The sequence below is a fragment of the Polaromonas sp. genome (genome assembly GCF_010365105.1).
Taxonomy (GTDB): domain Bacteria; phylum Pseudomonadota; class Gammaproteobacteria; order Burkholderiales; family Burkholderiaceae_C; genus Polaromonas.
In genome coordinates this window covers 42,690-67,101 of record NZ_JAAFGZ010000015.1, presented here as the reverse complement: position 1 = coordinate 67,101, position 24,412 = coordinate 42,690, and the positions used below count along the sequence as shown (strand labels likewise).

Below are 24,412 nucleotides of genomic sequence, written 5' to 3'. Positions count from 1 at the left end.
GCTGCTGCAATCGGGAGTAATTTAAATGCTCGATGCGGATATGGCTGAGTGTGTCAATTTCAAGCTGCTGCAATCGGGAGTAATCCCCTAGCTCGCTCAAGCTATGCTTGATATCCGCCAATTGAACTGCAAGCTCTGTAAAGTCTATTTCTCGTTGTCCCACCTGATGCGCTAGCTGGACGACGCGGCGCTCAAGCGAGGCAACCTGTTGCTTCGCTAAATCTGCAGATTGCTTTTCATGATTGAGTTCGTTAGTACGGCTGGCTTCATTCAGAATAAGTGCTGTAACGTCACTGGGATCCCAGCGATGCAATTGACGTGCACCAATCAGATCCAACATCGCTAGCCGCTGCGCATTTTCCTCGTCTGCATGGCCTGAACCGAACTCAGGACTCAATGAATAAACAGCGGAAATACCAGGAACCCGCTGAAAGCGCCCTTTTGCTGTCAACTGTAGCCAGAAGTCCCAATCTTCAAAAAGTAACAATTCACGAGCAAAGCGACTAACTGGAGCCATTTCAACGCTATCTATCCGAAACATGACTGAGTGGATAGGTAGATAGTTCTGAAGCTGCAGGGCAGTCGCGTCAAAATCGCGCGCGAAGAAATGGGTTGCCTTTAGATTTTCTGAGTCGCCACTGACAACGCACTCTACATCGCCATAGGCGGCAATCAAGCTACTGTCGGCCTCCAGAGCAGTGTGCAGCTTTTCTAGATGATCCTCCAAGAACCAGTCGTCATCGTCCAAGAAAACCGCATACTTACTTTTTGCTGAGCCGAGAAGGATATTGGCAGCCGAACTCCGATCAAGGAAAACACCGGGCTGAATTAACCGTGTTATCGCTTCAAACTCGACACTTTTCAACATTGGCAAAGGTTGGTCGCTTGCATTGACCACCAGCAACTCCCAATCCTTGAACAATTGGCATCGCACGGAATTTACGGCTGCAGCAAGGCTAGAGCGCCCCATCGTGCGTATAAGTACGGAAACTTTAGGGCGCAAGAGAAGGGAATGCAAATCAGCAAATTTTGTCTGTTGCGGGAGGGTCAGCGTCATGCTTGTGAATTAGGACGGTTTACTGAAGATTAGTTGCAAAAAAAATCAACTGAATTTGATTTCATCAACTACAAAAGTAAGATTTTGTAGTTTAGAAGTGTAGGTGATTGGAGTTGTAAAAATTTTTCGCGCTGGTAAATATTCATATAGGACCAGGATACAATTTGTTTCCTATATGAATTATATATTACGCATTCCTTTGAACGGCTCCCCAGCGCAGCTCGACAGCTTGCGCGCACTGCAGGAAGCATTCGGGCAAGTCTGCAATACGCTAGCGCCATTGGTTCAGGCGACTCGCTGCTGGAACCGTGTCACCCTGCATCATCTGGCGTACAAAAAACTACGTGAAAAGTTTCCCGCCATGGGTTCGCAGATGGTGTGCAACGCCATCTATTCCGTTTCACGCACCAGCCGCCTGGTGTACCAGCATCCTGACAGTCCTTTCAATTTGAACCGGTTGGGAGAAAAGGCTCTGCCGCTGCTGCGCTTTACCGACAGTTGCCCCGTTTATTTCGACCGCCATACGCTCAGCGTCAGGGATGGGCAGCTTTCCATGTACACGCTTGATGGACGAATCCGCTTTCATCTGGCCTTGCGGCCTCAGGACGAGGCGAGTTTTCATGAGGAAAAACTGCGCGAAATTGTTCTATCCAGAACGGCTGCTAACGGCTTTGAACTGTCATTCCTTTTCTCAAAGCCTTTGGGCGAGAAGGAAACACCTTCTTCCGAAGGGCTGGACACCGGTGAAATTCCTGAATACGTGACGATTGACGAGACCCCATGACTACCCACAAAACACCTTCTGAATTACGCCAGGCAGTCATGATGCTGCGGCCCTATTTTGTCCGCTCTGCCTGGTTCAGTGTGATTTCCTGCCTGTTGATTCTGGCGCCAAGCGGCTACATGCTTGAGGTGTATGACAGGGTGGTGAACAGCCGGAATCACCTTACGCTGGCCATGCTGACGCTGGCAGTGCTGGGTGCCTACATGGTCATGGAAGTGCTGGAATGGGCACGCGCCCAGATCATGCAAGAGGCTGGCGAGGCGCTTGACGAGAAGATGCGCGAACGTATTTTTTCCGCGATTTTTCAGGCGAATCTGAAAAAAATGCCTGGCGGCAGCCTTCAGCCGCTGAACGATTTCCGGACGCTGCGGGATTTCCTGGGATCGCCACCGCTGCTGGCCCTTATGGAAGCGCCGGTTTCGCTGGTCTTCCTGGCGCTGGTGTTTGCCATCAGCCCGGTTTTGGGATGGGCTGCCCTGGTGGGTTCGATCCTGCAGGTTTTTGTGGGCTGGCTCAATGAGCGAAGCACCCGACCGCCGCTGATGGAGGCCAACCGCAGTGCGTCGGCCGCTCAGCAGTATGCAGACGGCACGTTGCGCAATGCGCAGGTGATCGAATCCATGGGAATGCTGCGTGACATTCACCGCCGCTGGATGAGCAAGCAGCGGGAGTTTCTTGGCTTGCAGGCCATTGCTTCCGAAAATGCAGGCTGCTACCAGGCGCTGACAAAGTTTTTGCAGACCACCATGGGATCGTTGCTGCTCGGGCTTGGCGCCTGGCTGCTGCTGCGCAATCAGCTCAATGGCGGCGCGGGCATGATGCTGATCGCATCAATCCTGGGCGGCCGGGTGCTGGCGCCATTGGTCCAGATCGTGACCCAGTGGAAACTGGTAGTCAATGTCCGCGATGCCTGGCAACGACTTGAAGGCTTGCTGAGCGCAATACCCGCCACGCAGAATTCAATGCCGCTGCCAGCGCCACGGGGCCAGCTTCAGGTTGAAAGCCTCATGGCCGGCCCGCCTGGAGGAAACGCGTCAATCATCAAGAATGTAGCCTTCAAACTGAACCCTGGAGAAGTACTGGTGGTCGTGGGACCCTCGGCGTCTGGCAAGACCACGCTGGCGCGGCTGCTGGTCGGTTTATGGCCTGCCGCAGGAGGCAAGGTACGACTGGATGGCGCCGATGTCTTCACCTGGAACAAAGCCGAGTTGGGCCCCTGCCTGGGCTACCTGCCGCAAGGTGTTGAACTCCTGGAAGGCAGCATGGCTGAAAACATTGCACGCTTCGGTGAAGTCAGTATGGCCAAGGTGACCACAGCGGCCAAGGCAGTAGGCTTGCACGACTTCATCACGAGCCTGCCCCAAGGCTATGAAAGTCAGGTCGGTCGCGACGGCGCCAGGCTGTCAGGCGGGCAACGGCAACGAGTGGCTTTGGCCCGCGCGATCTATGGCGACCCGGTATTGGTGGTTCTAGATGAGCCCAATTCAAGCCTGGACGAGGCAGGCGATGCGGCATTGGCCGCCGCGATTGTCGAGTTGAAAGCACGCGGCACGACCTTTGTGGTCATGACGCACCGCACAAGCGTTTTGGCCGTGGCCGACAAAATGATGATCCTGCAGGACGGGATCATGCAGGCCTTCGGCCCTCGAGATGATGTGATGGCAGCACTGAAAAAAGCCAATGAACAGGCGACCCAGGCAGCACAGGCTCCCAGGCAGCCGCGCCCCGCTCCCCTTGCCACTGCCTGAATCCAGAACGTGAAAACACACATCCCATGAAAAAAATCGCCTTCTTCCAGCGCAGCGAACTGACTGCCACCCTGTGGGCATTCAGGCAGGAATTCCTGATCGTCGGCATCTTGAGCTTTTTGAGCAACCTGCTAATGCTTTCGCCCACCATTTACATGCTGCAGGTGTTCGACCGGGTGATCCCAAGCCAGAACGAGCTCACGCTGGTTGCGGTGTCGCTGATCACCCTGTTTTTGTTTGGCGTGATGGCCTGCTCGGAATGGCTGCGCTCACGGGTGCTGGTCAGGGCCGGCATGCGCTTTGACGAGCAGCTCAGCACGCGTGTTTTCAACGCCAGCTTTGAGGCCTACCTGAGCCAGTCCTCCACGTCGCCTTCCCGGGCTTTCGGAGATTTGATCCAGATCAGGCAATTTCTCACCGGCAATGGAATTTTTGCGCTGTTTGATGCTCCGTGGGCGCCCATCTATATTGCAGTCACTTTCCTCCTGCATCCGTGGCTGGGTATGTTGTCGCTGATTTTTGCTGTGGTGCAGGCGGCACTGGCCTGGTTTGGGCATCGGCATACCGTGGCGCCCGCTGAAGAGGCGGCCACGGCGGCCAGCGAAACCAACAGCTACCTGCAAAGCAAGCTGCGCAATGCCGAGGTACTCGAGTCCATGGGCATGATCGGCAACCTGCAAAAACGCTGGAACCAGAAGCACCAGATCTGGATGGGCAAGAACTCCTCCGCCCTGGGCCTGACGCACCGCGTCACCGCCTGGAGCAAATTCATACGTTACAGCCAGCAGTCACTGGCACTGGGTGCAGGCGCGCTGTTGGTCATTGACGGCCAGCTGTCTCCCGGCGCCATGATTGCCGCCAACGTACTGATGGGACGGGCGCTGGCGCCGATTGACCAGCTGGTGGGAACCTGGCGCGGCTTTGTCACGAGCCGCGCCGCATTCGGGCGACTGGAAAAGCTGCTCCTCGACTACCCTGAGCGCGATCCAGCCCTGAGCCGCGTGGCACCCACAGGCGCCATCACCTTGCGCCGCGTGGTGGCCAGCGCCGAAGGCCGGGAGACGCCCATCCTTAAAAACATCTCGTTTGCCGTTCCAGCGGGTACGGTTGTCGCCGTTCTTGGCCCGTCAGGATCGGGCAAGTCCACCCTGGCACGGGCCATGGTCGGTATCTGGCCAGATCTTGCTGGAGAAGTGCTGCTGGACGACATGCCGATGGAACGCTGGAGCCGCACCGAACTCGGTCCGCACCTGGGTTACCTGCCGCAGGATGTAGAGCTGTTCGAGGGTTCGATTGCAGAAAACATTGCACGGCTGGGCAATGTCGATTCAGCCAAGGTGATCGAGGCAGCGCGCTGCGCCGGCATGCACGAAATGATCTTGCGCTTCCCGAAAGGTTATGACACGCCGATTGGCGAAGCAGGCGGCCTGCTGTCAGGCGGACAGCGGCAACGCGTCGGACTGGCACGGGCGATTTATGGAGAACCGGCCCTGATCGTGCTGGACGAGCCCAATGCCAACCTGGACGACGCCGGCGAGACTGCGCTGCTGCAAACCGTCCAGGCGCTGAAAGCGAAGGGAAAAACCGTCATCCTGATCACTCATCGTCCGGGCGCGATTGCCGTGGCCGACCGGCTCATCCTGCTGCGCGACGGCGAAATCTTTGCCGATGGCCCCAAGGACACGGTGTTGGCAACGCTCAGGCCGGCCAAGGCGTCCAGGCCGTCGGCACCGCCGGCGCCACCCGCTCCTGCCCTTGAGTCGCCTCAGCCTGCATGACGCATCGCCAGACTGCCGCTTTTTTTATTTCCCTCTTTCACCGAAACCTGCCATGGCTACATCCAACATCCTGAAACACCCGCCCGTCCCTGCCCTACCGGAAACCGGGGCCAACAAGGCCCCCTCGCCAGACCTGGGCCACGCGGGTCGAGTCGGCCTGTGGGCCCTTGGCATCGGCTTTGGCGGCTTTTTGCTGTGGGCCGCACTGGCGCCGCTGGACGAGGGCGTGCCCAGCCAGGGACACGTGGCCATCGACACCAAGCGCAAGTCGGTACAGCACCTGAGCGGCGGCATCATCAAGGAAGTGCTGGTCGGCGAAGGTGACCAGGTCAAGGAGGGTCAGCTGCTGATGAAGCTTGACGACGCGGCGGCCAGAGCCAACTTCGAGGCGGTACGCCAGCGTTACCTGGGCCTGCGCGCCATGCAGGGCCGCCTGCTGGCCGAGCAGGCAGGCCAGTCCGCCATCAGCTTTCACCCAGACCTGGTGGCCGCCGCCGGCGACCCGCTGATCAAGCAGCAAATGATGAACCAGGAGCAGCTGTTCCGCTCACGCAAGGCAGCGCTGCAGGCCGACCTGCAGTCCATCCAGGAAAGCATCCAGGGGCAGCAGGGGCTGACCGTGGCCTACGAAGGCATGATGGTCAGCCGGCGAAACCAGCTCTCGTTGCTCAATGAAGAACTGACCAACACGCGCGGTCTGGTCAAGGACGGCTATGTGCCGCGCAACCGTCAGCTCGAACTGGAGCGCCAGGTTTCCGAATCCAGCACCTCGATGACGGAGCTGCAGGGCAATACCATCCGCTCACGCAGCTCCATGGCCGAAATGCGGCAGCGCGCCATTGCCCGCCAGCAGGAATACCGCAAGGAGGTCGAGACGCAGCTGGCCGACGTGACACGCGAAGTGTTGAGCGATGCCGGCAAATTCCTTGCATTACAGGATGACCTGTCGCGCACCGAAATACGCTCCCCCGCAGCAGGCCAGGTGGTGGCGCTGGCGGCGCAAACCGTTGGCGGCGTGATTGGCCCTGGACAAAAGATACTGGATGTCGTGCCGGCCAATGAGTCGCTGCTGCTTGAAACCCGTATCCTGCCTCAGTTGATTGACAGCGTGCATGCCGGCATGCCGGTCGATGTGCGTTTCGCGTCCTTTGCGCACTCGCCCCAGCTGGTGGTGCAGGGCAAGCTGTTGTCGGTGTCGGGCGACCTGCTGACCGACCCGCAGACCGGCGCGGGTTACTACCTGGCGCGCGTTGTCGTGACGCCCGAAGGCCTGACGAAACTGGGCAAGCGCCAGATGCAGCCGGGCATGCCGGTCGAAGTGGTGTTAAGAACCGGCGAGCGCTCGATGTTGACCTACCTGCTGCACCCGCTGACCAAGCGCATTGCAGCCTCGATGAATGAGGAATGACACGGTGACATCAGCCATTTACAAAACTTCGCGCCGCGCCTTGAACGGCTCGGCACTGCTTGCCGCACTCGTCTGCGCACCGCTGTGTACATCGGCCTGGTCGCTTGACCTGTCGCAGGCCTACCACGCAGCCATGGAGCAGGACGCCAGCCTGCGCGCTGCCCGGGCAGCCACCGCTGCGCGCAGCGAGCGCATTCCGCAGACACGCGCGCAGTTGCTGCCCAACCTTTCGGCCAGCGCCTCGCGCAACCGCAACGCGCTGGAAAGCACCGAACCCAATTTCCTGGGTAAGCCCGTCACGACCGACCGGAACTACAACAGCAGCAGCGCGGCCCTGACGCTTCGCCAGCCCTTGTTCCGCAAGTACCAGATGGCTGATTACCGGCAGGCGCAGGCGCAGGTCGAGGATGCCAATGCCATCCTGGAGCGCGAAGTGCAGAACGTCGCCGTGCGCGTGAGCGGTGCCTATTTCGAGGCCTTGCTGACCGCAGAGCAATTGGCGCTGGTGCTGACGGAAAAAACCGCCTACACCACCCAGCTGGATGCGGCCAAGAAGCGCTTTGCCGCTGGCGCCGGCACCCGCACCGACATCGACGAGGCGCAGGCGGTGCTCGACCTGAACGTGGCGCAGGAACTCGAAGCGCGGCAGAACGTGGACTTCACCCGCCGGCAGCTGCAGACGCTGGTCAACCAGCCGGTGGATTCACTCGCCACGCTGGACGCCGGCAAGCTGGTGCTGGGCCCGCCGTCGCCAAACCGGCTGGAAGACTGGACCGAGCGCGCCGAGGCCGGCAGCCCGGAAATCCGTTCGCTCAAGGCACAGGTCGAAACCGCGCGCTTTGAAGTGGAAAAAGCAGAGGCTGGCCACTACCCGACGCTCGATGCCGTTGCGCAGCTTTCGCGCAACGAGAGCGATACGGTGACCAGCGTGAACAACCGCTACACCAACAAATCCATCGGCCTGCAACTCAGCGTGCCGCTGTTTGCCGGCGGCTATGTCAACTCGACCATCCGTCAGGCGCTGGCAGACAAGGAACGCGCAGAGCAATCGCTCGAAGCGCTGCGCCGCGACCTGGGCGTGCGGGTTCACAAGGAGTTTCGCGGCGTGACCGAAGGCGTGCTGCAGGTCCGGGCGCTGGAGCAGGCGGTTCGCTCCACCGGACAGGTCGTCCTTTCCAACCGGCGCTCCTTCGAGGCCGGCAGCCGCACGCTGAACGACACACTCAATGCCGAGCAGCAAGCAGCCAAGGCCCGGCGCGACTTGGCGCAGGCGCGCTATGTGTACCTGATTTCCCGCGTGCGGCTGCAGGCGCTGGCCGGCGGCCCCAGGACCGAGGTTATCGACGAGATCAACGCCTGGCTCATGCCCTGAACCCGAAATCCATGAAAATAATGGCTTATCCGCTTGTTGTATAAGCGCTTATTGCTATTTTTTTCATAGCATACTTGGTACCTGCCAGCGCCGACCTCCGTTCAGAAATGAACCCCGCGCATCATCTGCTGCATCGCCAGCGCTTCGGGGGACAGCTTGGCCTTGTCATCCCTGGCGCCCTTCTCGCCCTTCGCGGCCGATGAATCGGCGAACATGCGAAAGCTGGTGTTCATCGCGATCTGGGCGATGCGCGGCATCAAGGCATGCAGCACCTGCCCGGCAATGCCCAGGCGGGTGGCGATACGCACCGGCTTGAAGATACAGGCCTGCGCCACCAGTTCGGCCGCTTCTTCGGGCGCCAGCGTCGGCACGTTGTTGTACAGGTTGGTCGGCGCTATCATCGGCGTGCGAACCAGCGGCATGTTGATGGTGGTAAAGCTGATGCCCACGTCGGCAAACTCGCTCGATGCGCAGCGCGTCCAGGCGTCCAGCGCGGCCTTGCTGGCCACATAGGCGGAAAAGCGCGGCGCATTGGTCAGCACGCCGATGGAACTGATGTTGACCACATGGCCTGCGCCCCTTTGCGCCATGCCGGGCAGCAGGCCCATGGTCACGCGCAGGCTGCCAAAATAATTGAGCTGCATGGTGCGCTCGAAATCATGAAAACGCTCGTAGCTGCCTTCGATGGCGCGGCGGATCGAACGCCCGGCATTGTTGATCAGGAAATCGACGCCGCCATGCGCATCAATCAGCGTCTTGATGAAGCGGTCGCAGTCGGCCATGTCGGCAATGTCGGCCGGATAGGCGATGAAACGGTGACCCCTGGCCTCGGCTTCCTGGCAGGCTTCATTGAGCTTGTCCTGGTCGCGGCCGCAAATGATCGTGGTGGCGCCGGCTTCGGCAAACCGGTGCGCCGTCGCCAGGCCGATACCCGACGAGCCGCCGGTGACCAGCACCACCTTGCCGCCGACCGTGCCGCGCAACGATCGGTCGATGAACAGGTCCGGGTCCAGATGCCGCTCCCAGTAGTCCCACAGCCGCCAGGCATAGTCGTTCAGGTTCGGGCAGGCAATCCCGCTGCCCTTGAGCGCCGCCAGGGTTTCGCGGCAGTCAAAACGCGTCGGGTAATTGACGAACGTCAGGATGTCTTCAGGAACGCCCAGGTCGGCCATGATGGCGTTGCGCATGCGCCGCACCGGCGCCAGCGCCATCAGGCCTTTCTTGACCGCCCTGGGAATGAAGCCGAACAAGGCGGCGTTGACAAACAGGTTCATGCGCGGCGCGTGCGCCGCCTTGCTGAGGATGTCGAGCACATCGCCCACGCGGTAGCCGACCGGGTCCACCAGGTGAAAGCACTTGCCGCCGACCCGGTCCTGGTGGCTGATATGGTGCAACGCATCGACGACGAAATCGACCGGAACAATATTGATCCGGCCGCCTTCCAGGCCGACCATGGGCATCCAGGACGGCAGCAGCTTGCGGATGCGCTGGATCAGCTTGAAGAAATAGTACGGCCCGTCGACCTTGTCCATTTCGCCGGTCACGCTGTGGCCCACCACCATGGCCGGGCGAAATACCGTCCACGGCACCTTGCATTCGCTGCGGACGATTTTTTCGCTCTCGTGCTTGGTCCTGAAATACGGATGCTCGTAGTTTTCCGCCTCCTCGAACATGTCCTCGCGGAACACGCCTTCGTACAGGCCGGCTGCCGCAATCGAGCTGACATGGTGAAAATGCCCGGCATCGATCGCCTTGGCAAACTCGACCGTGTTGCGGGTGCCGTCGATGTTGACGGCGATCTGGCTTGGCTCGTCGGCCTCCAGGTCATAAACTGCCGCGAGGTGGTAGAAATGGCTGATTTCGCCCTTCAACTTTTTGATTTCCTCGGCCTTCACGCCAAGTTTCTTGCCCGTCAGGTCGCCATGCACCGGAATCGCCCGGCCAGCGCCCACGCCCCAGAAGTCGCGCAGTCCGGCCACCTTGCCCGCGCTCTCGGGCCGGATCAGGAAATAGACCTTGCTGCCCTTGCGCTCCAGCAGTTTCCTGACCAGCCGCTTGCCGATGAAACCGGTGGCGCCTGTGACGAAATAGTTCATTGAATTCTCCGCATTGACGTGGCTGACAAAATTTTCATTTTGTTCAGCTTTGCGGCTTTCTTCATTCAGCACAAACCCGCGAACCCGGCCCCATCCAGCGCAATTGCATAGAGCGACCCGCCTAACGATCTAGAAGCCTGTCCCTAAACACCGGCACGCCACAGGCTTACATTCTTCATGGTGTGCGGCGATGGGCCGCAGTCCTTTATTCATCCAACCCTCCAGGAGACTTTCATGGTCAAGAAACTGCAAAAAATGAGCGCCGCCCAAAAAACCGGCCCCCAACTCTCCAGCGCCGTCAAGGACTCTGCCCAGCAGATCTGGCTGGCCGGGTTGGGGGCTTTTTCCAAGGCACAAGAGGAAGGCAGCAAGGTGTTCGACACCCTGGTCAAGGAAGGCATGGCGATCCAGCGCAAGACCCAGGCCAGCGCCGAAGAAAAGATCAACGAAGCCACCAGTCGCATGAGCGACATGGCCAGCGACATCCAGTCCAAGGCAGGCAACCGCTGGGACAAGCTGGAAAACATTTTCGAGGAGCGCGTGGCCAAGGCTTTGGGCAAACTCGGCGTGCCATTGGCCCGGGACGTGAACGCACTGGCAGAACGCATCGACCTGCTCGACCAGCAGGTGCGCAAACTGAAGGGCGCTGGTGCGGCCGCAGTCTCGCCCGCCAGGCCGGCGGCAAAACCAGCCGCCAAGCCACGCGCCCAGGCCGCAGCCAAGACCGCCAAGCTGCAGGCCGCTACGCCTGCGGCCAAAAAAGCCGCGCGGCCAGCCGCCAAACGCGCAACCAAAAAATCGGCCGCCGCGCCCGCCCAGGGCAGTACAGGCGCCGTGCCAAGCGCAGCTGAATAACTTACAGCTGGCACGCGCCTGCGATGGGTTTGGCACGCAGTCGATGCTTGAGGCGCAATGACGGCCTGAGGGCGGACAGCTCCGCAAAAATGGAAAAGGGACGTCATGTCCCTATTTTTCGACGGTACGCCCAGAAATCTTTCTCGCTCGAATGCCCTGCATGCGGTTTTCCTGATTCCTTCCCACGGGCCGCTGGGGTAGAGTCAGCGAACAAAACAAACAGGGACAACTATGGTGAAAAAAGCGCCGCGTCGCACCGCCGAGCGCATCCTGGAGGTCACGCTCGAACTGTTCAACCGGTTTGGCGAGCCCAATGTATCGACCACCCTGATTTCTGCCGAACTCGGCATCAGCCCGGGCAATCTTTACTACCACTACCCGGCCAAGGACGAGCTGATCAACTCGCTGTTTGACCGCTACGAGCAGGCGCTCAATGAACTGCTCAATGCCAGCGACGGCGTGCGCAACGTCGAGGACGCCTGGTTTTTCATGCACACGCTGTTCGAGCTGATCTGGCAGCACCGCTTTCTGTACCGCGACCTGAACGACCTGCTGAGCAAGAACCGGCGGCTGGAGACGCATTTCCAGTGGGTGCTCAAGAACAAGGCGCGCGCCGTCAGGACCATGCTCGGCGGCATGGGCCGGTCTGGCGCCATGGCGATGGATTCGCGCGAAGTCGATGCCACGGCCACCAGCATGGTGGTCCTGCTGACCTACTGGCTGAGCTTTGAATATGTGCGCAATCCGCGCCATGCCCTGGAGCCGGAGAATGCCCAGTCGGCCCTGATGCGCGGCGCGCTCCATGTGCTGAGCCTGCTGATACCCTATCTGGAGCCCGCCGAGAAAAGCCATCTGCAAAGCCTGGCGGGCGCTTACAGCAGCCCGGCAAGCCTGCCGGCCTGAAGCATTGCGGCACGGGCTGCAAGACTGCATAAAAATGACGCAAGGAGACAACAACATGGCCAAATGGAACCCTTTCACCCATCCCGGCGCCTATGCCTTTGACACAGCCAGCCTGACGCAAAACTGGGCCCGGCTGCACCAGGGCGACTGTGAACCGCTGCCCACGGATGCAGCGGTGCTCAAGGCCTGGGTGCTGTTTCACAACGGCGAATTCCAGAAGGCGGCCGAGGCCGGACTGAAAGCCGGCGGCGATGGCATCACGGTGGCCAACAAGGCCACCTGCATCTACGCCAATTACCTGGAAAACAAGGAAAAATCCAAGCTCGACCTGTTCCTGGAAGCGGCGCAACGGGCCGAGGCGCAGCAGGCAGCCGACCCGAAAAATCCGAATGCCTGGTACTGGCAGGCTTACGCCCTGGGACGCTACGGCCAGGGCATCAGCGTGGCGAAAGCGCTGGCGCAGGGACTGGGCAGCAAGGTCAAGACTGCGCTGGAGCAGACCCTGCAACTCGCGCCCCGGCATGCCGATGCGCATATCGCGCTGGCCGCCTTTCATGCCGAGGTGATCGACAAGGTCGGCTCGCTGATCGGCAGCATGACCTACGGCGCCCGCAAGGACACCGGCCTGACCCTGTTCAGGGAAGCGCTGAAGCTCAATCCCGGCTCGGCCATCGCCATGACCGAATATGCCAACGGCATGGTCATGCTTGAAGGCGACAAGCGGATGAAAGAGGCCACCCGGCTCTACGAGCAGGCCGCAGCCTGCGAAGCGCTCGATGCCATGGAGCGACTGGACGTGGATATGGCCCGGGTGGAACTGCAGGACTGAAACGCTGGCCGGGCTGGCGCCGGCAAGCCTGGGCAGAGCCAACAAGACACTCTCTTTTTAATAGCTGTCAACGCATGCTGTACTTGCGGAAACGGCCTTTTTTACTGCTATTTTTGCCTGCGACGGGCAGCCATGGGCTGCGCGGCAACCTCAGCGCGGGCAGCGCACCTGGCCGCAGTAGCGCTCGCAAAACGGGCAACCGGTCATGGGCAGCCAGGCCGGTATGTTGTAGAACTGCCGGAAGGCCTCGCCCAGCACGCCCTGGCGGTAGGCCGGGTAATTGAATCCGCTGCCTTCGACCACGTAGAACGGCACGCCGTCCTGGATAAAGCCCTGCACGGCGACGCTGTCAAAGTAAGGCTTGAAGGCTTCCGGGTCGGGCTTGTCGGGCGTGAGGATTCGCACGGCCCTGCCCTGGTAGAGCGAAAAATCCACCAGCATGTCGTCCTGCCGCGCATGGAACCGGCCCACGCCGAACACCGGCATGTACTGGCGGCGCTCGAAACCATAGATTGACGCGGCGGTGTAGGAGTCGGCCATCAGCACCGCGCCCGGGCGGTCGGCCTGCCGGAGGATTTCGGCCGTCTTGACGCTTCGAACGATTTGCGGATAGATCTTGGCATTGCGCCAGGTGTCCAGCGTCGTCAGGTACAGTCCGGCGACCACCAGGACATGCAGGCCGGCAAACAGCGCCAGTCCTTTGGCGCAGGTCTTGAGGCGGTCGGCCGGCAGGGCAAACGCCAGCCAGGCAAAACCGAAGGGGTAAAACGACAGCACCCAGTGCAGGCCAATGACTTTTTTGGCCGACAGCAACATGAAAAACAGCAGGGGCACGACCACCAGGCAGGCCAGCAGGCGATGCGACCGGGCGCTGGCCCTGAGCGCCTGGCGGTGCTTCACAGCCAGCCAGACCGCCACCGGCGTGGCGAGGTAAACCATCATGCCGACATACAGCAGCGGCTTGCGCCATTCGAACGCCGCATCCTGGTTGCGGTTGTAGACGTTGAACATGATGTTCGACCAGCCGTGCGACGCGTTGTAGGCAATGTTGATGGCCGGGCCGGGCAAGGCGCAGGCTACCAGCAGGGCCAGGCCTGCCAACCGCTCGCGGCGGTAAAGCAAAAAGTACAGCCCGTAGGTCAGCCCCAGCACCACCGAGAAATACTTCGACAAAAAAGCACAGCCCAGGAACACGCCTGACAGGGCATACAGCCCGTAGGCAGCGCGGTCCAGACGGATGCGCTGGTCGGCCCGCATCAAGGCAGCCACCGACAGCATCGACCAGAAGATCAGCGGCGTGTCGGTGGTGATGATGGCGTAGAGCCAGTTCAGCGGCGCCAGCCAGAACAGCAACACCGCCCAGGCTGCCCGCACCCGGTCCAGCGGCGCCAGCGCCCACCACAGCGCCGCGCCCAGCGCCAGCGGCAGCAACACCGCCGGCAGGCGAATCGACACGACGCTGTCGCCCAGCGTGGCGCGCATCAACGCAATCAGCCAGCCGACCATCGGCGGATGGTCGGAGTAGCCCCAGTCGGGGTAAACGCCCCACCAGTAGAAAAACGCCTCGTCGCCGGAAATCGGAAAGGTGGCCGCAATCCAGAAGCGCAGCAGCAGCGACGCCAGCCCGGCGACCAGCAGCCAGCGGCTCAGCGTGGCAGAAACCGCCTGCGGGGAAGAAGCAATGACAGGATGGTGGGACATGGCAAGGATCGGATAAACAGCAGGAAAGCTGCAGACAGGCAACAGGCACGCAGCAGTCCAGGGACCGGCTGGCGATGACGTGCCGCAACGCAGTCGATAGAGAAAAAAATGAAATGGAAAACAGCTAGCGAAAACTGATGTCCCGGGCGATGGCCGCACTATAAAGCAAGGCCAGCAGGCCCATGGCCACGGCCAGCCACAGCGTCAGCAGCCGGACCATCACGGTCATGCCCAGGGCGCTGCCTGCCGCTGCGCCATAGGCCACCAGCAGCCCGGTCAGCACCGCCTCGGTGCCACCCAGGCCCGCCGGCAGGGCCGACAAGGCGCCGCCGACCATGGCCACGGCATAAAAACCTGTCGCCGTCGCCAGCCCCAGCGACAGGCCCATGTCATTGCAGACAAGCCAGACCGCCACGCCCTGCGCAGCCCAGGCGGCCAGCGTCAGGCCAAACCAGGCCAGCGGCCGCAGGCGCAGGCACGTCCAGGCGTCCTGCAGCCAGCCAGGGAGCCGAAGCCCGCCCGACCGCAACCTGAACAGCACAGCAGCCCCAAGCATTGCCGCGACCGCACCGCCCAGCAGCGGCCACACCACCCAGGCTGGCATCCGCTGTACCACGCCCTGCTCCCAGGCCCAGGCGGCGGCAGGCAGGCAGAGCAGCAGCAGGCACAGCAGGTCGGCCAGGCGCTCTGCGCCAAACAGGGCCAGGCTTTGCCGCAGGTTCAGGGGTTCGCGCGCCAGCACCAGGCCCCTGACGGCCTCGCCGACATTGCCCGGCGTGGGCGTGAACGCATAGCCAGCCAGGTACAGCCGCAGCCCCTGCAGCAGGCCGAAGTGGCGCCCGTAATGCGCCATCCAGAAGCGCCAGCGCAGGCCGCGCAGGCCGTAGTTCAGCACGCACAGGCTGGCTGCCAGCAAACCGTTCAGCGACCACAGGCGGGCCAGCGACGTGCGCGGGCTGTCGCCCCAGACCAGCAGCGCCGCCGCATACACCGTGGCCACCAGACCCAGCACCAGCAGCAACTGCTTGACCGGCAGTCTGACCTGTGGGCGTGATGGCGACGGGTCTGGCTCGGGGCGCTGCTTGTACGCCGTCAAAACCGCTGGCTCAGAAAAATGAACAGCCACAACGCGCCGGCGCCCAGCAGCCAGCCATCGCGCAGCAGGTCGCGCGCCACGTCCTCGCCCTGGCCGCGATGCACCTGGTAGGTGTAGCGCAGCAGCGCAAAAACCACCACCGGCACGGTGTACATCAGCCGCTGGCCGTGCTGGAGCTGCGCCTCGGGACTGGTGGTGAACAGGCTGTAGGTGGTCAGCGTCGCCGTCATGGTGGTGGCGATGAAGGTGTCGATCAGCGCTGGCGGGTAGCCCGCCATCACCGCCCGCTGGCTGGATTCTTCCTGGAAGCTTTCGGCCTTGCGCTTGCAAAAGCCCAGGTACAGCGTCATGAAAATCCCGGTCAGCAGCAGCCAGCGCGAAGGCGGAATCCCGACCGCGACCGTTCCGGCCAGCAGCCTGAGCATGAAACCGGCCGCAATGATGGACACATCGACCACCGCCACCTGCTTCAGGCCCCATGAGTACGCGATGTTCAGCGCCACATACAGCGCCAGCAGCAGCAGCAGCGTGCGGTTGCCGGCGGCCAGCGCAACGCCAGCGGCCAGCAGCGCGGCGGCAAGCAGCAGCGCAGGAACAGCCGTCACCGCGCCACTGGCCAGCGGACGCTTGCGCTTGACCGGATGCAGGGCGTCGCTGGCACGGTCATGCCAGTCGTTCAGGATGTACACCAGGCTGGAAACGCAGCAGAAGGCGGCAAAAGCCTGCAGGACCGAAAAGTCCAGTGCAAGAACGTCCCAGCGCTGGCTGAACACCAGTCCGGCAAACACAAAGACGTTCTTGACCCACTGGTGCGGCCGCATCAGGCGAACGAGCGCCAACAGGCTTGAAAAAGAAAAAAGCATCGTAACGACTCAGGCCTTTTTTCAAAGTTAACGCGCAATGACAGGAGTCTGTGTCGTCCCGGCACCGGATCAGGTCCGGGGTTTCAGCACCCCGGATCCATGCCAACCTGGCAAGGACATGAATTGCGGGTCAGGCCCGCCATGACAAAACAGAAAATGAAAAGCTTGGGATGCTGACCGGCGACGCACGCACGCAGCCCGGATCTGCTTTCAAGCATAACTGACTCTCCCGCCCGACGATGGCTGGCCAGCGGGCAAAAAAAAGCCTGAACGGGTCAGGCTTTGCTTGCGCCACCCGCCGGGCGGGTCTGACCGGCCGCTCAGGTCCGCACGCGTCCGTCGCCGGTCAGCATCGAAAGTTCGACAAAGCTCGACGCCACATGGTCGCCGGGTCCGAACGACACCGCAAAACCGCCAAAGGACTGGGTGCCGATGCTCTCGAGGCCGGCCATCAGCGATTCGCGGGTCGTCTTGCTTCCGGCCCGCTTGAGGCCCTCGGTGAAAAGCTTGGCGGCCAGGTAGCCCTCCATGCTGGAAAAGTTGGCCTGCACGTCCTTGTTGCCCACGGCCTTCACCGCGTCGGCGAATTCGCGCGCAATCGGACGTGCCGGGTTGTAGGGCGACGGCACGACCTGCGACACCACCACGCCCGCGCCTTCCTTGCCCAGTTCGTCGGCCAGCGCCTGCGTGCCGACAAACGACACGTTGTAGAAGGTGCCGCCGTAGCCAGCCTTGCGGGCCTCGCGGATAAAGGCCGCGCAGGCCTTGTAGGCGCCGATCTGCACCACCGCATCAGGCCCGGCGGCGACCAGGGTCTTGACGGCCTGCGCCACATCGACCGAATTGCGCTCTACCGTGGCCTGGGCCACCGGCTTGAGGCTCAGGCGCCCCAGCGCCAGGTTGACACCGTCCAGGCCGGCCTTGCCGTAGGCATCGTTCTGGTAGAACACGGCGATTTTCTTCAGCCCCAGATTGGTCAGCTGTTTCACGATCAGCGCGGTTTCGTCGTTGTACGACGCCCGCACATGAAAGGCATAGCGGCTGAACGGTTCGCGCAGGGCCATGGCGCCGGAGAACGGCGCGATGAAGGGAATTTTTTCCTTCACCGCCATCGGCAGCGCCACCACGCTGGTCGGTGTTCCGATGTAGCCAAACAGCGCGAACACGTCGTCGGCAATGAATTTTTTGGTGTTTTCGGCGCAGCGGGCCGGTTCGTAGCCGTCGTCCAGCTTGCGCAACTCGATCTGCTGCCGGCCAATGCCACCCTGGGCATTGACCTGGTCGAAATAAACCCTGGCACCCTGGTGAAACTGGATACCCAGCTGTGCGGCGGGACCCGTGAAGGCGGCCGACTGACCCAGGACGATGCGGCCTTCGGACTGGGCGCGCACGGTGGCAAAGCCGGCCAGCAGGGCTGCGCCCGAACTGATGGAAAATTTTCTGCGTGTCAGCGTCATGGCTTGAATTTCCACAAGTTGTATTGAATTTGTACGACTGTATCAAAAAGCATTATTGGTACAGGCCATTTCACCGGTCCGGGCGAACCCGGCATCAGGGTTTCCCGGGCAAATGGCCGGAAACGCTGGCCAATCGCTATAAAGTGCAGGCATGCATTCAAATTCCATCCCGCTTCCTGCGGCAACCCCGTCGGCCCGTGCGCCGCAACCGGCCAGCCTGCAGGTGCGCGGCGCCTGTCCGCACGACTGCCCGGACACCTGCTCGCTGCTGACCACCGTGGAAAACGGCGTAGCCATTCGCGTGCAGGGCAACCCCGACCATCCGCAGACCGGCGGCGTGCTGTGCAACAAGGTGTCGCGCTACACCGAGCGCACCTACCATGCCGAACGCCTGCTGAGCCCGCTGCGGCGCGCCGGCCCCAAGGGCAGCGGCCGCTTCGAGCCGGTCAGCTGGGACACAGCGCTGGGCGAGATTGCCGAACGCCTGAAAGCCATTGCCGCGCGAAACCCGGAGGCGATTGTTCCCTACAGCTACTGCGGCACCATGGGCCAGGTGCAGGGTGAAGCGATGGCCGGGCGGTTCTTCAACCGGCTGGGTGCGTCGCTGCTCGACCGCACCATCTGCGCAGCGGCCGGCGCCGAAGGCCTGACGCAGACGCTCGGCGGCAAGGTCGGCATGCGGGTGGAGTTCTTTGCTGACTCGAAACTGATCATCATCTGGGGCAGCAATTCGATTGGCAGCAACCTGCATTTCTGGCGCTATGCGCAAGTGGCCAAGCGCAATGGCGCCCGGCTGGTCTGCATCGACCCGCGCAAAAGCGAAACCGCCGAAAAATGCCATGAACACATCGCCCTGCTGCCGGGAACCGATGCCGCGCTGGCGCTGGCGCTGATGCACGAGTTGATCACCCACGACTGGCTCGACCATGACTACATCGCCCGCCACACACTGGGCTGGCCGGCGCTGCGCGAGCGCGCGCTGCAGTGGAGCCCAGAGCGCGCTGGTGGTGTGTGCGGCGTGCCGGCCGAACAGATCCGCACCCTGGCACGCGACTACGGCCAGTGTTTTGTGGACCGGCAGCCGGCGGCCATCCGCCTGAACTACGGCATGCAGCGGGTGCGCGGCGGCGGCAATGCCACCCGCGCCGTGGCCTGCCTGCCGGCGCTGATTGGCGCCTGGCGGCACCGGGCCGGCGGCCTGCTGATGAGTTCGTCCAGCCTGTTTCCGCTGGACCGTGCGGCGCTGCAGCGGCCCGACCTGCTGGCCGGGCGCACGCCGCGCACCGTGAACATGAGCACCATCGGCGACGACCTGTTGCGCCCAGGCTCGCCTGCCTTCGGCCCGAAGATCGAAGCGCTGATCGTCTACAACAGCAACCCGCTGGCGGTGGCGCCCGAGTCCGCCAGGGTGGCGCAGGGCTTGGCGCGCGACGACCTGTTCACGGTCGTGCTGGAGCAGTTCCAGACCGACACCGCCGACCAGGCCGATTTCATCCTGCCGGCCACCACGCAACTGGAGCACTGGGACCTCCACACCACCTACGGCCACACCGACGTGCTGCTCAACCGTCCGGCGATTGCGCCATTGGGCGAGAGCCGGCCGAACACCCAGGTGTTTCGCGAACTGGCCGCGCGCATGGGCTTTGCCGAGCCGTGCTTCCGGGACGACGACGAGACGCTGTGCCGCGCGGCTTTTGGCGACCGGGTGGACTTTCAGACGCTGCTGGACCAGGGTTTTGCGACCTTGCCATTGCCCGAGGCGCCGTTTGCCGACGGCGGCTTTCCCACGCCGTCGGGAAAATGCGAGTTCTTCAGCGAACGGCTGGCCGCGCAGGGCCTGGACGGGCTGCCCGACCATCTGCCCAACCATGAGGCCGCCGGCTCGTCGGCCGACTTTCCGCTGGCCATGATCTCGCCGCCGGCGCGCAACTTCATGAATTCGACCTACGTCAATGTCAAGACATTGCGCGCCATGGAGGGCGAGCCGGTGCTGGAAATGCACCCGCACGATGCCGCCGCGCGCGGCATTGCCAGCGGCGCCGTGGTGCGGGTGTTCAATGCGCGCGGCGACTACCGGGTCAAGGCAGAGGTCTCGCTGCGCGCCCGGCCCGGCGTGGTCAATGGCCTGGGCATCTGGTGGCGCAAGCTCGGCCTGGACGGCACCAACGTCAACCAGCTGACCAGCCAGCGCCTGACCGACCTGGGGCGCGGGCCGGTGTTCTACGACTGCCTGGTGCAGGTGCAGGCGGCTTGAGAAGGAACACCCGGACATGGCCTGGACCCGACGCCACCAGCTGCTGGCTGCCGCCCTGACGGCAGCCAGCCTGGCGGGCTGCGCCGATCTGGGCTACTACTGGCAGTCGGTCAACGGCCACCTGACGATGCTTAATGCCGCCCGCCCGGTGAACGACTGGCTGGGCGATGCGCAGACGCCGGCGCCGCTGAAAACCCGGCTGGCGCTGGCGCAGCGCATCCGCCGCTTTGCCGTGACCGAACTCGGGCTGCCCGACAACCCGAGCTACCAGCGCTATGCCGACCTGCACCGCAGCGCCGTCGTCTGGAACGTGGTGGCGGCGCCCGAGCTGTCGCTGACGCTCAGGACCTGGTGTTTTCCGGTGGCCGGCTGCGTCGGCTACCGGGGGTATTTCAGCGAGGCCGAGGCCCGTGCGGAGGCGGACCGGCTGGCCGCTCAGGGACTGGAAACCAGCGTCTATGGCGTGCCGGCCTATTCCACGCTGGGCTGGATGAACTGGGCCGGCGGCGACCCGCTGCTGAGCACCTTCATTGGCTACCCGGACGGCGAACTGGCGCGGCTGGTGTTTCACGAGCTGGCGCACCAGGTGGCCTACGCCCCCGGCGACACCGGGTTCAACGAATCGTTCGCCACGGCTGTCGAGCGGCTGGGCGTGGAGCGCTGGCTGGACGCGCCTGCCGGTAAGGGGAACGACGACGCCCGCCAGGCCTACCAGCGCTTTGACGGGCGGCGTCGGCAGTTCCGGGCACTGGCGGCGGCCACACGCCGGGAATTGACCGCCATTTATGAGTCAAACAAGGCTTCTGCGCAGGACCCACGGGCGCAGCTAGCTCTTAAAAAAATAGCAATGCAGCATTTCAGGGAAAAGTATGCCGAGCTGCGGGCCACCTGGGACGGTTATGCCGGCTACGACCCGTGGGTGGCGCGCGCCAACAATGCGTCCTTTGGCGCCCAGGCGGCGTATGACGAAGGGGTGCCGGCTTTCGAAGCCTTGTTTGAACGCGAAGGCCGCGACTGGCAACGCTTCTACGGCGCTGTCAGGCAGCTGGCCGCGCTGCCCCGGGCCGAGCGTGATGCACGCCTGAAGGCCGACCCCCTGCCCGCTTGGGCCGCCATGGCCGAATCCGGCCATCTGCCGCTCAGGCAGTGAGCGCCTGCCGGGGAAGCGTGAAGTAAAACGTCGCCCCGAGCCCGGGTGAGGCGTCAGCCCACAGCCGGCCGCCGTGGCGCCCGATGATGCGGCTGACGGTGGCCAGGCCGATGCCGGACCCGGGGAATTCCGACAGTGTATGCAGGCGCTCGAAGGGCAGGAACAGCTTTTCTGCATGCGCCATGTCAAACCCGGCGCCGTTGTCACGGACAAAAAACACCGGCTGGCCGGCGGCATCCAGTTGCTGGCCGACGCTGATCCGCGCCTCGGCCTTCCGGACGCTGAATTTCCAGGCATTGCCCAGCAGGTTTTCCATGACCACCCTGAGCAGCGTTTCGTCCCCCTGGGCCAGCAGGCCGTCTTGAATCTGCGTTGTGACCACACGCTCCGGCTGGCGCACTTGCCACTCGTCCAGAATACGGCGCGCCATGGCGGACAGATCGACCTGCTGGTAGCACAGGCGGGTACGCGTTACCCGCGCCAGCGACAGCAAGTCCTCGATCAGGCCGCCCATTTTCGCCACGCCTTGCTGGATACGTGTCAGGCAATGCCTGACCTTTTCGTTGCCGTCTGCCGTCAGCTGCCGGGCCAGCAGGGAGCTGAAGCCGTTGATGGTGCTCAGCGGCGCGCGCAGGTCATGCGACACCGAATAGGAAAAGGCTTCAAGCTCTTCGTTGGACCGGCGCAGGGCCTCCTCGATCAGCTTGAACTCGGTCACATCGGCGTCAATGCCAACCCAGAAGGACACTGCGCCCTGCGCGTCAAGCACCGGGGAAGCGCGGTACGCCATGGTGTGAATGCTGCCGTCATGGCACATCCAGCGCCGAATGCCGGCAAAAGGCAGGTTGCCTGCCCGCGCCAGTGTCCAGTTCTGCTTCAGATCGGCGATGTCTTCGGGGTGGAGCGCGGCGGTCCACTGCCACCCCCTCCAGTCTTTCAGCGTACCGCCCATCAGATCGAACCATGCGTGGTTCAGGTAGGTGACCTCGCCGTTCGGGTCGGTGGTCCAGATGATCTGCGGCGCCTGCTCGGCCAGGGCGCGAAACAGCGCCTCCTGGTGCGCCAGCGCGGCCGTGCGTTCGCCGACCTTCTTCTCCAGCCCGGTGTTGAGCTGGCTGACCTCCTGCATAAGGCGGGCATTTTCTATGGCAATGCACGACAGCTGTGCCATTTCTGTCGCGACGTACTCATCTTGCTGGGTGAAATCGCCTTCGTACTTGCCAGACAACTGAAGCACGCCGATATGCCGGCCATCGCGGCTTGTCAGGGGCACGGCCAGCCAGCCGCGCATCATGCGGTCCCGGTCGGCAGGGCTGCCGACCTGGCACCAGCCGGGATGCGTCTGCACTTCGGCCTGTGTCAGGCGGACCGGACGGGTGCGGTTGGTGCCACGGGTGTAGATGCTGCTGCCGTGGGCCAGCGGCAACTGGCTGCGGCAGGGTAAATAGTCGCCGGACAGCGAAAGCGCATGAACGGCATTTGTCCAGTCGCCATCCACGGCAAGGCTGACCGCCGCCTGGTGTGCGCCGATCACGCCGCGTGCCTGGTCCGCCAGTTCCTGCACCATGCCGTCGATGGTCAGGTGCACGGTGATCGCCTGGGCAGCGTCGGCGGCACGCTGCAGGGTGAACAGATGCTCGCGCACCTCCGCTTCGGCCCTGACCTGGGCCGTGGTGTCCAGCGCCAGCAGGAAACACGCCGGCTGACCGTCGAACTCGATCGCCCGGGCCATCACATCAACGAAAAACTGTGAACCGTCCTTGCGCCGATGCGGGTACGGCCCCTGCCGCTTCTGCGCGGCATCGGCTGAATCATGGGGCAGGCACGCCGGTTCGGTGCCGGTGTGAATGTCGGACAGCGTCATCGCCATGAACTCGGCTTCCGAATAGCCATACTCATCAGTGGCGGCCTGGTTGACCTTCAGAAGCTGGCCGCCCGCCGGCTCGAACACCCACATCGGCAACGGTGCCGAGGCAAACAGCGTGGCATAGCGCCTTTCGCTGTCCACCAGCGCCTGCCCGGCCCGCTTGCGCTCGGTGACGTCGCGCTGCACCGAAACCCAGTGGGTGAAGCAGCCCTTGGCATCGGCGACGGGAACGATGTCGATTTCGACCCAGAAAGCCTGTCCGCTTTTGGTGTAATTGATCAGTTCGACCCGCACCGGCTGCCAATTCCTGAGGGCTGCGCCAATACGGTCGAGTTCGGTCCGTTGTGTCAGCGGGCCCTGCAGCAGGCGCGGCGTTTTCCCAATCACCTCTTCGCGGCTGTAACCGGTGTGGCGCTCAAACGCGGCATTGACAAAAACGATGCGCGGCCCCGGTACACCCACCGGCTCGGCTTCGGTGATGACCACCATGTCGTTCAAGTGGGAAATGCTGACTTCCAGCAGCTTGAGTCGAGCCTGCGAGGCGTGCAGGCCGGTGATGTCTCGCACAATCGCGGTGTACAGCTTGCCTTCGGGCGTATCGACTTGCGAGATCGAGACCTCGACTGGAAATTCGTCTCCATTGGCCCTTAGCCCATAAATGACAGTGGCCAGGTTTCCCATGCTCCGCAGCGTCGTGCCCTTGGTTCCAAACTGATCGATCTGCCCGGCATGGTTATGGCGAAAGCGTCCAGGAATCAATCTTTCGAGCGGCTGCTGCAGCACTTCCTGCCGGGACCAGCCAAACATCTTCTCGGCCGACTCGTTGAACAGGATGATTTTTTGCCGCGCATTCACCGTGATGATGGCGTCCATGGCCGACTCCAGCACACCCGCCAGGAGCGAGGCGGTGATGGAATAGCCCATCGGCTCGCTTTCAGTCGTCATGTCCAGACCGTGAAGGGGAAAAACAGGTCATTGAATGGGCTCCCGCGACCTGTGGGCCGCTTTGCATGTGTCCGTGGCGAAATGCCGCTGGCGTTGAAGGCACAGGCCAGCCGGCCTGCAGGAACGATGTGCTGAGGTATTCTGCGGACGGCTGGTTAGCGCCAATTCAGCAAAATCAACAGCAATGTAAAGCGTTGAATTGAAAGCGCTTTACGACTCTAGGTTAACAGTTTTCATAAAAATTTACAC

At 62.5% G+C, this 24,412-nt stretch carries 17 protein-coding genes; 10 read left to right on the top strand and 7 right to left on the bottom strand.

Features of this window, described 5'->3' with window-relative positions; genetic code table 11:
* On the bottom strand, positions 1-1,057 hold a 1,057-nt coding region (locus tag GZ092_RS11540), incomplete at its 3' end, for a glycosyltransferase family A protein (RefSeq protein ID WP_293636564.1).
* 199 nt (positions 1,058-1,256) lie between these two features.
* Between GZ092_RS11540 and GZ092_RS11535 the strand changes: the two genes are divergently transcribed.
* The 5 genes from GZ092_RS11535 to GZ092_RS11515 are packed head-to-tail and all read left to right on the top strand — an operon-like array spanning position 1,257 to position 8,147.
* Complete coding sequence (locus GZ092_RS11535) at positions 1,257-1,841, top strand: hypothetical protein (protein WP_293636562.1); 585 nt, start codon at positions 1,257-1,259, stop codon at positions 1,839-1,841.
* Complete coding sequence (locus GZ092_RS11530; RefSeq protein ID WP_293636560.1) at positions 1,838-3,589, top strand: type I secretion system permease/ATPase; 1,752 nt, start codon at positions 1,838-1,840, stop codon at positions 3,587-3,589. The genes GZ092_RS11535 and GZ092_RS11530 overlap by 4 nt, the downstream gene beginning before the upstream one ends.
* Positions 3,590-3,615: 26 nt before the next feature.
* On the top strand, positions 3,616-5,367 hold the full coding sequence (locus tag GZ092_RS11525; RefSeq protein ID WP_293636558.1) for a type I secretion system permease/ATPase: 1,752 nt from the start codon (positions 3,616-3,618) through the stop codon (positions 5,365-5,367).
* 52 nt (positions 5,368-5,419) lie between these two features.
* Positions 5,420-6,775, top strand: coding sequence for an HlyD family type I secretion periplasmic adaptor subunit (locus GZ092_RS11520; RefSeq protein WP_293636556.1), 1,356 nt, complete (start codon positions 5,420-5,422; stop codon positions 6,773-6,775).
* A 4-nt stretch (positions 6,776-6,779) separates the two neighbouring features.
* On the top strand, positions 6,780-8,147 hold the full coding sequence (locus GZ092_RS11515) for a TolC family outer membrane protein (RefSeq protein ID WP_293636554.1): 1,368 nt from the start codon (positions 6,780-6,782) through the stop codon (positions 8,145-8,147).
* 101 nt (positions 8,148-8,248) lie between these two features.
* On the opposite strand, the gene GZ092_RS11510 is transcribed toward GZ092_RS11515, so the two are convergent.
* Positions 8,249-10,243 (bottom strand): SDR family oxidoreductase, encoded by a 1,995-nt coding sequence (locus GZ092_RS11510; protein WP_293636552.1) that lies wholly within the window; start codon positions 10,241-10,243, stop codon positions 8,249-8,251.
* Positions 10,244-10,477: 234 nt separating this feature from the next.
* Between GZ092_RS11510 and GZ092_RS11505 the strand changes: the two genes are divergently transcribed.
* From GZ092_RS11505 to GZ092_RS11495, 3 genes are all read left to right on the top strand, one after another.
* The gene (locus tag GZ092_RS11505; protein WP_293636550.1) at positions 10,478-11,098 is read left to right on the top strand and encodes a phasin family protein; all 621 of its coding nucleotides are present in this window, start codon (positions 10,478-10,480) and stop codon (positions 11,096-11,098) included.
* A 231-nt stretch (positions 11,099-11,329) separates the two neighbouring features.
* Positions 11,330-12,001: a TetR/AcrR family transcriptional regulator gene (locus GZ092_RS11500; protein WP_293636548.1), complete on the top strand. Its 672-nt coding sequence runs from the start codon at positions 11,330-11,332 to the stop codon at positions 11,999-12,001.
* A 55-nt stretch (positions 12,002-12,056) separates the two neighbouring features.
* Complete coding sequence (locus GZ092_RS11495; RefSeq protein WP_293636546.1) at positions 12,057-12,830, top strand: hypothetical protein; 774 nt, start codon at positions 12,057-12,059, stop codon at positions 12,828-12,830.
* 150 nt (positions 12,831-12,980) lie between these two features.
* Here the strand turns inward: GZ092_RS11495 and GZ092_RS11490 are convergent, their stop codons facing one another.
* The 4 genes from GZ092_RS11490 to GZ092_RS11475 form a co-directional block, all read right to left on the bottom strand.
* Complete coding sequence (locus tag GZ092_RS11490; RefSeq protein ID WP_293636544.1) at positions 12,981-14,531, bottom strand: glycosyltransferase family 39 protein; 1,551 nt, start codon at positions 14,529-14,531, stop codon at positions 12,981-12,983.
* A 124-nt stretch (positions 14,532-14,655) separates the two neighbouring features.
* The gene (locus tag GZ092_RS11485) at positions 14,656-15,627 is read right to left on the bottom strand and encodes a lysylphosphatidylglycerol synthase transmembrane domain-containing protein (RefSeq protein ID WP_293636542.1); all 972 of its coding nucleotides are present in this window, start codon (positions 15,625-15,627) and stop codon (positions 14,656-14,658) included.
* Complete coding sequence (locus GZ092_RS11480) at positions 15,624-16,490, bottom strand: decaprenyl-phosphate phosphoribosyltransferase (RefSeq protein ID WP_293636540.1); 867 nt, start codon at positions 16,488-16,490, stop codon at positions 15,624-15,626. The genes GZ092_RS11485 and GZ092_RS11480 overlap by 4 nt, the downstream gene beginning before the upstream one ends.
* Positions 16,491-16,810: 320 nt before the next feature.
* A complete protein-coding gene (locus tag GZ092_RS11475; RefSeq protein WP_293636538.1) occupies positions 16,811-17,947 on the bottom strand; it encodes an ABC transporter substrate-binding protein in 1,137 nt (378 codons plus the stop codon).
* A 151-nt stretch (positions 17,948-18,098) separates the two neighbouring features.
* Between GZ092_RS11475 and GZ092_RS11470 the strand changes: the two genes are divergently transcribed.
* Together GZ092_RS11470 and GZ092_RS11465 are read left to right on the top strand one after the other, a co-directional pair.
* Complete coding sequence (locus GZ092_RS11470) at positions 18,099-20,201, top strand: molybdopterin oxidoreductase family protein (protein ID WP_293636536.1); 2,103 nt, start codon at positions 18,099-18,101, stop codon at positions 20,199-20,201.
* A 16-nt stretch (positions 20,202-20,217) separates the two neighbouring features.
* Positions 20,218-21,351: an aminopeptidase gene (locus GZ092_RS11465; protein WP_293636534.1), complete on the top strand. Its 1,134-nt coding sequence runs from the start codon at positions 20,218-20,220 to the stop codon at positions 21,349-21,351.
* Here GZ092_RS11465 and GZ092_RS11460 read toward each other — a convergent pair.
* On the bottom strand, positions 21,341-24,163 hold the full coding sequence (locus GZ092_RS11460; RefSeq protein ID WP_293636532.1) for a PAS domain S-box protein: 2,823 nt from the start codon (positions 24,161-24,163) through the stop codon (positions 21,341-21,343). The genes GZ092_RS11465 and GZ092_RS11460 overlap by 11 nt on opposite strands.
* Between the last annotated feature and the right edge of the window lie 249 nt (positions 24,164-24,412).